Below are 13383 nucleotides of genomic sequence, written 5' to 3'. Positions count from 1 at the left end.
AGGATAAATTTCAACGACTTTTAAATGAAAGAATATTTAAAGATAGAAACTCAATATACGGAGAATTTCAATCTATTAAAATCTAAAAAAAATAAGCTTAGTAACATTCGATTAATTTGCTTTCTACTCTCGGCAGTTCTATTTTATTATTATACTTCAACAGATAACTATGTTTTTTTAGCAAGTTGTGGTATATTCTTCATTGGATTTCTAATATTAGTTGTAAAATCTTCGAAGGTTTCTGATGAACTGCAATACATTACTCAAGCGTTAGAAGTTATAGAATCTATTAAAAAAGAAGATAGAGTAGATGATTTTGAAAATTTGGAAGGCGATACACTAGACAATGTGTACAATAAAGATTTAGATATTATTACTGGAAATTCAATTTTTAATCGTGTCAATAAAACACAATCTTTTGTAGGGAATTTTCAATTGAAATCTTTATTATCATCGATTACACCAGAGAAAGAATACATTTTAAAAAGACAAGAATCTTTTAAAGAATTAAGCTCTAAACCAGAATGGATGGTTAAGTTTTTAACGCTTTCTAAACGTGCTAATATTGGTCAATTTGTAATATTTGGTGAAATAAAAAGAGTGTTTAACTCTACTAGATTGCAGATTTTACCTCTTGTTGTAGGGGGTATTAATTTAGTTACTTTTATTACTTTAGCTAGTGTTGGTTTTCCTAAAAAAGCAGTATTCTTCTGGGTTATAATTGCTATTCCGGTAGGATTTATTATTAATTTTATTTTCAAAAATAAAATTAATACATCGCTTTCATATCTTTTTGTAAATGCAGATCAGATAGAGAATTTATTAAAGTTATTTAAACATGTTGAAGATGAAAATTTTTCATCAGAGTTAAATTTAAAAATTAAGGAACAACTTATAAGTGATGGTAAAAAGGCTTCGGAGCTGATAAAAGATGTAAAATCTACGATAGAAGGCTTAGAAGCTATTGGTTTTCCGATTATTGGATTTTTATTGAATCAATTTACTTTATGGAAACTTTTCCACGCCATTCAGTTTGAACATAGAATTGAAAAAGTTATTGCTTATAATGAGAAATGGGTTACAAATTTAGCAACTTTAGAAGCTTATCAATCCTTTGCTATTTACAATTCTAAATATGAAAATTTTACTACGCCTCAAATTTCAGATTCGCCCTATCATTTAGAGATAATAGATGCATATCATCCCTTGTTAGCAGAGAATATAGCTGTAAGAAATAGTTTTACAACCAGCAGACCTAATAATATTGCTATAATTACTGGTGCTAATATGGCTGGAAAAAGTACCTTTCTTCGTACTGTAGGAACCAACTTAATATTGGCAATGAATGGAGCAAATGTAAGTGCAAAACAAATGGAATTTTATCCAATGGAGTTGTTTACCAGCATCAAAACAGTGGATAATTTATCTTCTGGGGATTCGTATTTTAAAAATGAAATTAATAAATTAAAGATCCTTATTGACCGTTTAGAAAAGGGTATTCCTCAGTACATAATTTTAGATGAAATATTAAAAGGAACAAATTCACAAGATAAACTAGTGGGTTCTAAGAAATTCTTAGAAAAACTAATGCATCACCATACACCATTGGTTTGCTTTATTGCAACGCATGATTTAGACCTAACAAAAATGGAGGAGGAGTATCCTGATCATGTGATTAATTATTGTTTTGAATTAAAGAATGTGGATAGTAATTATTTTTCCGATTATCGATTGATTCAAGGTACAACACAAGTGATGAATGCAATATTCTTGATGAAGCAATTCAGAATTATAGATTAACAAAATTCGTTCTATATTAAAAAGGCTCATTTCATAAGAAATGAGCCTTTTTAACGCATTTTATTTTTATAATTATTATATTTTAATCAACTCAACTCGTCTATTTTTAGCTTTTCCTTCTTCAGATGTATTTTCTGCTATAGGTTTTTGTGATCCGAAACCAAAATGTTGTAAGCGATCTTTACTTATTCCTTGGCTTACTACTTCATTATATACAGTTAAGGCGCGATTCTTGGATAATTGCATATTATTACTTTCAATTCCAGCGTTATCTGTATGTCCGTTAATAGAGATCTTTAAAGCTGGATTATTCTTTAATGCAAGTGTTATTTCATGAACTGCAGACTTCCCATCCGCTTTTAGAGTAGCTTTATTTGTATCAAAATTTATATTTAGTATTGATTTTCCGTTGTTGGTTAAATCTTTTTCAATTTGAGAAGCAGAAGTAGGTTTAATAGTCTGTTCAAATTCTTTTATTTCAAGAATATTTAAATAGGCTGAATTATTATCTCCCGTTATCACGATGTAAATAGGGCTTGCATCCATACGTCGGATTAAATATGTTTTTACTTTCTGACCAGCATAACCTATAGATGCATCTTCTCCTAAATAAATCATATCAGATTTATTTGCCTCATATGCTTCTTTAGTAATTTCTGTATCACTAACGAGGTGACCACCTGATGAAATAATAAAATCGTTCATACTTTTAGTAAAGTATGTGTATGAAAAATCATTATTTCCGTTTTCTGATTTTACGTAAGCTCTAAATACCTTACCTTCCATTGGAACCAGATTACCATTGATAGGTATATATAAAACATCAAAATTTTTAATCTTAGGTGGATTTAAATATTTTGTGCCTTCTGGTAATTCAAAAAATGGAAATTCACCCCAGTCACTTGTTGAAATTTCATAATTATCTATATCAAATGTAAAATTTGCAGAAGGATTGTTTTGTATAGTATCTTCTTTTGTAATTGTATCTGTGAGTATAGAATTGTCAATTTCTGTTTTTTGAGCTTCGTTTTTACAAGATAAAATACTTATAAATGTGACTATTATACTAAGAGTAGCTAATTTAATTTTCATCATATGTATAATTATAGTTAAGATTTTAAATATATTAAATAAATCTTAAACAATTGATATGCATGTGTTTGTATTTTATGTTTTTAACAATGCATATCAGGTACTTGTAGTGGAATTGATGAAATATTATATTGATTATCTTTACCAAGTAATAAAAAAAATAATGGATAAACATAATTTTTCTACCTCTAATGATATTGTTTTAGATACTGAAAAAAATAGCAATGAATTATTCTTGGTTAACCTATTTCATGGAATTATAAGTGATAAATTAGCTAGTGAACATATCTCTAAGCAAACTTGTATAAAGCTGGTTTTTTTTACAAAGGGTAGTGGTGAATGTATGATTGATTTTGAGCATTTTTCTATACATAAAGGGACAGTGTGTTTTATTTGTCCAGAGCAAGTTTATCAATGGAAATTTGGACAAAAATGTGAAGGATTTATCGTGAATTTTAGCGCAAATTTATTTGAAATTGCAGGTATAAAATCGTCTTTACTCAATCACTTTTCGTTTTTTAAAACAATGAATCTATCCGATCAAATTCTAGAAATAGAAAAGTCAAAACTTCCTTTTGTGATAGAAGATTTAGATTGTATGTTTAAAAACTTTCAAGAAAAAGATAAATGGACAAATCTGAAAATATCGACAGATTTACTTCAGTTATTGATGTATATTGATAGAATATCTTCTCCAACAATAAACCTATTAAATGAGTATCAATCTCTATTAATTTATAATTTTCAAGAGTTAATTGATAAGTTTTATAAAGAGATCAAGCTACCTAAAGAATACGCGGAATTGCTCTATATTACTCCTAATCATCTGAACGCATTGTGCAAAGATATTTTGGGTCTTTCAGCAGGAGAATTAATAAGAAATCGAATAGTTCTTGAAGCTAAACGTTTGCTTGTAAATAAGGATTTATCTGTTACTGAAATCGCTCATCAACTCAACTTTCAAGACCCGTCATATTTTGTGAAATTCTTTAAAAAATATACCACATTCACGCCAGATCAATTCAGGAAAAATTACTATTTATAATAGGAAAGACTTAAATTATTTAAGTCTTTTTTTGTTTATACAATATTATTAAGAGAAAATAATTTGATGTTTTTTGTTCTAAAAAGTAAAAAGTGCTATTGGTATTATAAAGGCTCTATTTTTTTAATTGTATAAGAAGTTATAGATGAATTTGAAGTTAAAATAAAATTTATTAAAATAGTATATACTAATGTTTTGTGTAATTTAATAAGCGTAAAAATACTATAATAAGTAAAAAGTGCCATTGTAAATAGAGGTGTAGTATACAGAATTAATGAGATGGTATATTTCTATTTTTTGACAATATATGAATACTTTTTATAAATATTAAACTTAATTAAAACCATATTTATAGAGCTTAATTTAAGTGAAAAAATGTTTTTATCAATATAGTATATAGGTCTATTCTGTGTTGATTTATCAAGGTTAGACTTAAAATTATTTCTAAAGATTATAGCGGTCGATTATTTGAAGGTGTTTTAAAATAATATTAGGTTTAAATTCAAAAAAAAATGAAATAATCTAAATGTTAAATGCTGTATTTATACTCAGTTTTTTTTGAATTATCTGATGAGATTCTTAAATCCAAAATGAAGCATTTTAAGAGGTTAAAATCTGTTGATTTATTAATGTTTTTAAGCGTGATAATACAATCCTATAATTTCAATTATTAAAATAAAAATATGCATATATTTCGGTGCATTTCTAAGTTGATTTTTTTTAGATTTTTAATAGTGATCCAAAACTTTTGTCTTTCAAATATTATGTGTTTGCACAGAAATTGAAAAGTGTATATATCGGTTTTCTTAAGGCTTGTAACTAAAATTTCTTTATGTTTGTTGCAAAGAGAAGGGAAATGGTACAAGAAATCTTAGAACAATTGGCTGAAGGTACAGTAACTTTTAATGATGTAATTGCATATATAGAATCCAGATATTCGTATGTGCCTACAGCATTTAAAAATGGTCAACAAGAGAATGCAGCAGAAGAGAATCAGGGAAGTGCTAAAGTTTTAGCTTTTGGAATGGTGGAAGGTTTAACACAAGCGGATACGTTAAAGTTATTTGCGGAGCATTATCAAGCAGTTTTAGACACGCCTGAAGGGAAGGACCATCAAAATATCCGTCAATTTATGGAAAATGGATGGCAAGGTGTTACTTTTGAAGGAAATGTTCTGATTTTAAAATAATTTCTATGAAAAATATTTCATTAATTCTTGTTTTTATTTCAATTTTTTCATGCGCTCAAGAAATTAAAAAGGAGGGAGTTGAAAATAATTCAGAGGTATATACATATAATGAGATTGATGAAATGGCTGTGTTGGAAAGTTGTAAAAATGAAGTACAAAAGGAGGCAGTTAAAAATTGTTTTTCTAATTATGTAAATATGCGATTCACACAGATTTATAATCATAAATTTTCTAACACAAGTAAGCTTACTGGTGTGATGAAAATCTCTTACATTATAGGTAAAGAGGGTAAATTGAAAGAAATATCTGGTCAAGGAAGTCAAGAGCTTTTACCTTTAGCTTTAGAGGTTATGAATGAAATTAATCAAGAAATTATCTATGAACCAGCACGTAGAAATAGTGAAAAAGTAGATCTTAAATTTGCTATTCCTATTCGTGTAAATTAATTGAATAAAGATTCGTTTGTCTGATAAAGAGAAAATCCGAAGAATTAGTTTCTTCGGATTTTTTTTTAACCTATAAAATTATACAGGTTTTATAATGTAAGTTACAATACCCCAGACTATAAAGTCATTTTCTTCAGTGATACGAATGGGATTGAATTTTTTGTTGTATGGCATAAGCCATACACAATCTTTGTCAACTTTTATTCGTTTTACAGTAAAATCTCCATCTACCATACATACAGCTATTTTACCATCTGTAGGTTCTAGGCTTTTGTCAACTATCAAAATATCACCTTCTTCCATGTCTGCTTCAATCATCGAATCGCCTTTTATACGAGCGTAGAAAGTAGTCTCCTTATTCTTTACGAGTGCAATGTCTAAGCTGATTTTACCAGTTTTAAAATCTTCTGCGGGAGATGGAAACCCTGCTTGAATCGTGTTTTCCATAAACACAACTTCTTGATGTGGGATGTATTGCGGTGCTTTGATAATTAATTTCATTATGCTATGTTTAAATCTATTTCGATAAGTTGATGAATATTTGTGGTATAATTATTAGAAAGATGTTTTTGTCTCATTTTCCAAGTTTTTTCTAAATCCTGAGCAGCTAATTTTACTTTAGTTTCACCAATTTTTATATTTAGATCATCAATAGTTTTCATTAATGCGGGATGTCGATTATCTTCATTGTGGAAAATGTTGAATTGTTTATGATTTTCGTTTGATATTCCAGAAACTATAATTCCGGCCTTTTTATAATAAAGACCTTCTTTAAAAATTTGTTTTAGACCTATAACAGCGTATTTAGCTAGCGTTATGTTGGAATTTGTAGCATATGGAATGTTTAGTGTAATCGTTCTTCGGTATTGCTGCGTTTCTTTTTGTGGATTTGTTTGTATGTAAACCGAAATTAATTCAGCAAAAGAGCGTTGTTTTCGTAGTTTTTCAGCGCAACTTACAGCAAATGTTATAATTCTCTCTTTTACAAATTTATAATCTTCTTCATCGTTTTCAAAGGAACGTGTAGTGGCTATATTTTTTTTAGTTTTAATATCTTCTAGTTTTAGAACAGATTCTCCCTGTAATTCCTTTTTTAGTCTTAGTTCTACGATAGAAAACTCTTTTAAAATAAATTTATCATTCAGTTGTGTAAAATCGAAAGCAGTATAAATGTTTATGAATTTCAGTCTTTCAGCTAATCTTTTTCCAATGCCCCAAACGTCTTCTATCTTTAACCATTTTAAAGCTTTGATTCTTTTTTCTTCTGAATCAATTTTATAAATTCCATTTAGTTCTAACGGAAATTTTTTAGCGATATAATTAGCAACTTTTGCTAATGCTTTTGTAGGCGCTAAGCCAATGCATACAGGCAGACCAACACCTTTTAAGATTTGCTTTCTTATTTGGAAAGCTGTTTTTTCTAAATCTAAATAATTTTCATAACCTTTGAATTGTAAAAAGGCTTCGTCTATCGAGTATATCTCCATGTCTGGAGTATATGTCTGGAGAATATTCATTACTCTTTCGCTCATATCAGCGTAAAGTGCATAATTACTTGAAAAAATATTTACGTTATGTTTTCTAAATAGAGAATGGTACTGAAAGTATGGAGCTCCCATTGGAATGCCAATTTTTTTAGCTTCCTCAGATCTGGAAATTACACATCCATCATTATTAGATAACACAATAACAGGTTGAGTTTTTATACTTGGTTTAAAAACTCGCTCACAGCTTACGTAGAAATTATTACAATCAACTAATGCATACATATTTCACAAAACTAAATTATTAATGCGACAGAAAGTGGCGCTAATGATTTAGTATGGTAAATTTATGTTAAAACACTATTAATGAGCTTTTTATATCAAATTATTGTGTGTAATTTAATTATCAATTTAAATCGAAAATAATATGTTTGAACACAAACAATTCTTATATGCTTCTTCTAGTGAGGCGCTTATAAAATTAAAAAATAAAGGGTATGAGATGGATTTTAATTTAAATCAAGATCGGATTTTAGAACATCCAACTGATTTTAAAATTATATATATTTTTAGATATGAAGGCGAATCAAGTCCAGAAGATTCTTCTACTGTATATGGAATAGAGTGTTTATCTAGTGGGGAGAAAGGAGTTTTTGTGATGGGAAACCCAGCACATGATAATAGTAATGGATCTGTAATATTGAATTTATTGGAAATAGAAGGTAGATATTCATAAAAATAGAGGGATTGTATAATACAAGCCCTCTATTTTTTTATTTATATACTAATTTCTTCTACTTTGCTCTACGGCATAAAACTTTGTATGGTATAGTAAAAGAACTATTGTATTTAGATTTTAATTTTCTAATGTCTGGAGAAGCAGAACCTTTAGTTAGATAATCACCAACTAAAACTCGGTAGTCTGGTGCAAAATATGCGACTTGAGCACTTAGATGAGGATAAGATTTTTCAAATTCATTACGAACCTTATCGGCATCACTTCTGTTTTTTGAGTAATAAATCTGAATTTTAAATCCGTTTATTTGAGTTTGTGTTGCACAAGGATCTGCCGAGTTTACTTTAGGAGTTTCTTTTCGTTCAATAACTTTTTTCGCAGCAACAGGACAATTAGTATCTTCTTTTGCAGTGATTATTTGGTTTATCCTATGGTCTAATTCTATCTTAAGAGTTCCGTTGTTATGAATAACAACTGTATCTACTTTTTCTTGTGCAGAAAGAAGTATAGAGGTAAATATGAAGAATAAAGTTATAAAATTTTTCATGAATGAATTAATTTGAGCAAATATAGTTTGAAGTTAGAAACTTAAAAAATAAAAATAGGTTATCAAATTATATAAAAGCTAATTTCATTCCAAATTTTGTATAAAAATACGATTCTAATTTTTTTTCAATTGTAGAAAGATGTAAATGATTAAAAATCTGTTATTTGTGATTAAATGTATTAAGCGTTTATGAATTGGTTAGCATAAAAAACATGTTTGAATGTTGCAAATAATTAGAATTATGATCTATTTTTTGTTGTATTAATTTAGAATAGATTTAAATTAAGATGAATGACAAAGTTCAGTATATAAACTTTATGATTTTGTTAAGTATTGAAAGTATTTTTGCTGTTAGTTAAGTGTTCAAAATAAAAACTAATTAAAAGTAAACAACGAACTGAGAAATTAAGTAAATGAAGGCAAGATTTCTAACGAGAATACGTTTATGGAGTGCCGCGGTTGTAATGGCCACGTTCTCCCTTGTACAAGCCCAAGATGCTGGAAAAGGTTACGAGTTATTCGAACAAAATTGTACAGCTTGTCACCAGATTGATGGCAAATTAATTGGACCAGAATTACGTAATGTTGAAAAGCGTCTGCAAGACGAACAAGGCTTAGGTAAGGAATGGTTACATGCTTGGATTAAAGACAACAAAGCATTACGTGAGTCAGGAGACGCGTATGCAAACAAAGTCTATGCAGAATACAATAACACAGAGATGTTAATCTTTTCAGGATTATCAGAAGGTGATATTGATAATATCTTAGCATATACTGCAGACCCAGACGGTGGAAAAGCGGCAGCTGATGAAGCTAAAGCGAAAGCCGAAGAAGAAGCGAAAGCTGCAAAAGCAGCAACAAGTCAAGGCGGTGGTGGTGCTGATACAGGTATCGTTGCAGTTGGATTTGTTGTATTAGGAGTATTATTACTTTGGATTTTAATGCGTGTAAATGCTTTAGCAAAAGCGACATCATTAAATGAATTAGATCCTGCGGTTGCAAAATCAGCTAAATCTTTCTCTGAAACATTTGATAAATACAAGAAAGTAGCTGGATTAGCAGTTGGAGTATTAGCTTTCTTTGCATTATTTAATGTATACTGGGGATTAATGGGAATTGGTGTTGATAAAGGTTATGAACCAGAACAACCAATTTATTTTTCTCACAAAGTACACGCTGGTATTCAAGGTGTAGATTGTCAGTACTGTCACAGTTCAGCTAAATACGGAAAAGTATCAGGGATTCCTTCTACTAACGTATGTATGAATTGTCACAAGTCAATCAAAGAATATAAAGGTGAATACTTTGAAGAAGAGTTAGTGGCTTCAGGTAAATTTGCTGATGGTGCAGAAGTTAAAAAGTTCTATACAGGAGAAATCCAAAAAATGTATAAAGCGATTGGATGGAACCCAGAAACAAATACTTACGATGGTCCACAAAAACCAATCGAATGGATTCGTATCCATAATATGCCAGATTTCGTTTTCTTTAGCCACGCACAACACGTTGTTGCAGGTGAGCAAGCAATTTTAAAAGCAATCAAAGAAGGAACTATTCCAAATTCGAAAGAATTAAACATTGGAAGTGGTGACCAAGTTTGTTTCGCTTGTCATGGTCGTGTTGATGAAATGAATGAAGTTAAAATGGCTAATGATTTCACAATGGGATGGTGTATTGAATGTCACAGAACTACAGAAGTAGATATGGACAACGAATATAACAAAGAATATTACGCAGAACTACACGAAAAGCTTAAGAAACAATACGGTGATGCTACTAAGATTACAGTAGATGCTATTGGAGGTTTAGAATGTGGTAAATGTCATTATTAATATAAAAAAGAGAGGAGTATAAATGGCTTCGAAGAAAAATTACTGGAAGAGTTTTGAGGAGTTAACTGACAATACTTTAAATGAAAAGTTAACTACCAACGAATTTACAGAAGAGATTCCCGTAGATGATTTCTTAGGGAATGATAGCGCCATGGAGAATAACCAAACTTCACGTCGTGACTTTTTGAAGATTTTAGGGTTCAGTACAGCTGCTGTTACATTAGCAGCCTGTGAAGCTCCAATCGTAAAATCAGTTCCTTATGTAGTAAAACCAGAGGATATCAATCCAGGTGTACCTACATATTACGCATCAACGATTTTTGATGGATATGATTACGCGAACGTATTAGTACGTACAAGAGAAGGTCGTCCAATTCGTATCGATGCTAATAAAGGAGCAAAATATTTTGGTTCTACAAATGCGAGAGTACAAGCATCTGTATTATCATTATACGATTCAGATAAAATAAAAACACCATTAGTAAATGATGGTGATAAATTCAAGCAAACTTCTTGGAAAGAGGCTGATAATAAAGTTGTAAAAGCTTTAGCATCATTAGGAGGTAAAAAAGCAGTTATTTTAACTTCTTCAATTCCTTCACCTTCAACTAAGAAATTGATCGCTGAATTCCAAGCAAAATATCCAACTGCTCAACATGTAATCTATGATGCAGTTTCTTATTCAAATGGATTAGATGCAGCGCAAGAATTTTACGGTAAAAGAGAATTACCATTCTATGATTTATCTGCAACAGAATTAGTAGTTGGTTTCAACGCTGATTTCTTAGCTGATTATAATGGAGGTGGTATGGAAGGTGCATACGCTGCAGCTCGTAAACCAGGAGTTACAATGTTACGCCACATCCAAGTAGAATCAGTATTATCTTTAACTGGAGCTAATGCGGATACACGTATTCCATTAAAACCAACTGATACTGAGAAATTATTAGCTGAAGTATACAATGGTTTACAAGGTGGTTCAGTTTCTGCAAATGCAAAAGCAATAGTTGCTGAATTACAAGCAAAAGGTTCTAAAGCTGTGGTAATGGCAGATGGTTCTAAAGAAGCATATTCTTTAGCATTCGCAATTAACCAAATTTTAGGTTCTGTAGCAGTTTCTAACAAAGCTGTTTTATTAAAAGAGTCTAATGATACAGCATTTAATCAATTTATTGCTGAAGCTAAAGCTGGACAAGTTGGAGTTTTATTTACTTACCAAGTAAATCCAATTTATAACAGTAATAAGTCTAAAGAAATTCAAGCTGCTTTCAAAAACATCAGTTTAAAAGTTTCCTTAAATGAAAAATTAGATGAAACAGCTTCATTAGCTAATCTTGTTTTACCAGTTACACACGCATTAGAGTCTTGGAATGATTTTAATCCATTAACAGGGGTTTACTCATTACAACAACCAACAATTCGTCGTGTATTTGATTCTCGTCAATTCCAAGATTCATTAATCGCATGGATGACAGGTCAAACTGAAGTTGTAGAAGTTGAGGATGCAAATGATCCTATCTTAATGATGGCTAAATCAGCAACAAGACAAAAAGTTTCTCCATATTTCTTATATGTTAAGAATAATTGGGAAGCTGCAATCTTACCTCAATTAGGAGTTGATTTCAACAAAGCATTATACAACGGATACAATGAATCACAAGAAGCGACTTCTTTTGCAGGTAATGCAGGAGTAGCTGCTACTGCCGCTGCTAAATTAGCTGCTGGTAAAGCTTCTGAGTGGGAAATTCAATTTTATGCAAAAACTGGTTTAGGAGACGGTACACAAGCAAATAACCCTTGGTTACAAGAGTTACCAGATCCAATTACTAGAAACTCTTGGGATAACTATTTAACAGTTAATCCAATGGATGCTGAGAAATTAGGTATAAAAATTCAAGATAATTACAATGTAACTAACGGAAGAATGCAGTTCGACGGTGAGTTCGTTAACGTAACAGTTAATGGAGCTACTGTAGAAGTTCCTGTATTTATCCAACCAGGTCAAGCATTAGGAACTGTAGGTTTAGCTTTCGGTTACGGACGTACTAAAGCTGGTAAAGTTGCAAATAATGTAGGTGTTAATGCATTCGAATTATATTCAGGAAATGTAGGTGCTTCTAACGTTAAGATTGAAAAATCTTCAAACACAGAGAAACATCCATTTGCTAACATGCAACAGCAACCAACATTAATGGGACGTTACGAAATTGCTCGTGAAGTTTCTTTAGGTGATTTTATTAATGGTGATCGTAACGAATGGAATCCAACATCTAAATTACCAACATGGAGAGGAGATACTCCTTCTAATGAGGTAGATTTATGGGCTTCTTTTGATCGTTCAACTGGACCTCACTTCAATTTATCAATCGACATGAACGCATGTACTGGTTGTGGAGCATGTGTTATTGCTTGTCAAGCAGAAAACAACGTTGCTGTTGTAGGTAAAGATGAAATGCGTCGTTCTCGTGATATGTATTGGTTAAGAATTGACCGTTACTATTCTGATGTTACTTACCAAGATGAAGCAGGTAAATTAACACAAAAAGTTGCATTGGAATCTGATCCAGATAACGAACCACAACAATACACTCGTTTAATCAAACCTGAGGCTGAAAATCCAGATGTGATTTTCCAACCAATGATGTGTCAACACTGTAACCACGCTCCTTGTGAAACTGTGTGTCCAGTAGCAGCTACATCTCACGGTCGTCAAGGTCAAAATATGATGGCTTATAACCGTTGTGTTGGTACTCGTTACTGTGCAAACAACTGTCCTTACAAAGTGCGTCGTTTCAACTGGTTTAATTATAACTTAAATGATAAGTTTGATTTCCACATGAACAACGATTTAGGACGTATGGTATTAAATCCAGACGTAGTAGTTCGTACAAGAGGGGTAATGGAGAAATGTTCTTTCTGTATTCAACAAACTCAAGCGACTATCTTAAAAGCTAAGAAAGAAGGTCGTAAAGTATCTGATTCTGAATTTATGGAAGCAGCAGCTTGTGCTGGAGCTTGTAGTTCAGGTGCAATGAAGTTTGGTGATATCAATGATGATAATTCTGAAGTAAGAAAGTTATCTAAAGATAATCGTTCTTATGTATTATTAGAAGAGATTGGAACTAAACCAAATGTTATCTATCAAGTTAAAGTTAGAAACAGAAAAGAGAACGCATAATTTAATTTATTAAAGAATCATAAGGTAAACAAAT

11 protein-coding genes are annotated in these 13383 nt (G+C 30.8%); 7 read left to right on the top strand and 4 right to left on the bottom strand.

The features are described from left to right. The first annotated feature begins 24 nt into the window (after positions 1–24). The gene (locus tag IM532_RS11015) at positions 25–1800 is read left to right on the top strand and encodes a MutS-related protein (protein ID WP_194183507.1); all 1776 of its coding nucleotides are present in this window, start codon (positions 25–27) and stop codon (positions 1798–1800) included. Between the two features lie 75 nt (positions 1801–1875). Here IM532_RS11015 and IM532_RS11010 read toward each other — a convergent pair whose 3' ends face one another. Continuing rightward, a complete protein-coding gene (locus tag IM532_RS11010; RefSeq protein ID WP_194183506.1) occupies positions 1876–2892 on the bottom strand; it encodes an OmpA family protein in 1017 nt (338 codons plus the stop codon). Between the two features lie 163 nt (positions 2893–3055). Here IM532_RS11010 and IM532_RS11005 point away from each other — a divergent pair, with 163 nt between their 5' ends. From IM532_RS11005 to IM532_RS10995, 3 genes are all read left to right on the top strand, one after another. After that, entirely contained in the window at positions 3056–3937 is an 882-nt protein-coding gene (locus tag IM532_RS11005; RefSeq protein WP_194183505.1) for an AraC family transcriptional regulator, read from the top strand. 832 nt (positions 3938–4769) lie between these two features. Beyond that, complete coding sequence (locus IM532_RS11000; protein ID WP_228063718.1) at positions 4770–5126, top strand: HopJ type III effector protein; 357 nt, start codon at positions 4770–4772, stop codon at positions 5124–5126. Between the two features lie 5 nt (positions 5127–5131). Next, a complete protein-coding gene (locus IM532_RS10995; RefSeq protein ID WP_194183504.1) occupies positions 5132–5572 on the top strand; it encodes a hypothetical protein in 441 nt (146 codons plus the stop codon). A gap of 78 nt (positions 5573–5650) precedes the next feature. On the opposite strand, the gene IM532_RS10990 is transcribed toward IM532_RS10995, so the two are convergent. Then, complete coding sequence (locus tag IM532_RS10990) at positions 5651–6073, bottom strand: LexA family protein (protein WP_194183503.1); 423 nt, start codon at positions 6071–6073, stop codon at positions 5651–5653. Beyond that, a complete protein-coding gene (locus IM532_RS10985) occupies positions 6073–7341 on the bottom strand; it encodes a Y-family DNA polymerase (protein WP_194183502.1) in 1269 nt (422 codons plus the stop codon). Before IM532_RS10985 ends, IM532_RS10990 begins: the two co-directional genes overlap by 1 nt. A 142-nt stretch (positions 7342–7483) precedes the next feature. Here IM532_RS10985 and IM532_RS10980 point away from each other — a divergent pair, with 142 nt between their 5' ends. Continuing rightward, positions 7484–7792 carry a hypothetical protein gene (locus IM532_RS10980; protein WP_194183501.1) on the top strand — a complete coding sequence of 103 codons (309 nt, stop codon included), beginning with the start codon at positions 7484–7486 and terminating at the stop codon, positions 7790–7792. 58 nt (positions 7793–7850) lie between these two features. On the opposite strand, the gene IM532_RS10975 is transcribed toward IM532_RS10980, so the two are convergent. Then, entirely contained in the window at positions 7851–8339 is a 489-nt protein-coding gene (locus IM532_RS10975) for an SPOR domain-containing protein (RefSeq protein ID WP_194183500.1), read from the bottom strand. A gap of 413 nt (positions 8340–8752) precedes the next feature. On the opposite strand from IM532_RS10975, the gene IM532_RS10970 reads away from it, so the two are divergent. Together IM532_RS10970 and IM532_RS10965 are read left to right on the top strand one after the other, a co-directional pair. Then, positions 8753–10171, top strand: a complete 1419-nt coding sequence (locus IM532_RS10970; RefSeq protein WP_194183499.1) for a c-type cytochrome — start codon at positions 8753–8755, stop codon at positions 10169–10171. Positions 10172–10193: 22 nt separating this feature from the next. Further along, positions 10194–13349 carry a TAT-variant-translocated molybdopterin oxidoreductase gene (locus IM532_RS10965; RefSeq protein ID WP_194183498.1) on the top strand — a complete coding sequence of 1052 codons (3156 nt, stop codon included), beginning with the start codon at positions 10194–10196 and terminating at the stop codon, positions 13347–13349. The last annotated feature ends 34 nt before the right edge of the window (positions 13350–13383 follow it).

Source organism: Faecalibacter rhinopitheci, assembly GCF_015234135.1.
In the GTDB taxonomy this organism is placed as follows: Bacteria; Bacteroidota; Bacteroidia; order Flavobacteriales; family Weeksellaceae; genus Empedobacter; species Empedobacter rhinopitheci.
Note: the sequence above shows the minus strand (reverse complement) of the source record. Positions and strands in the feature narration are given on the sequence as shown.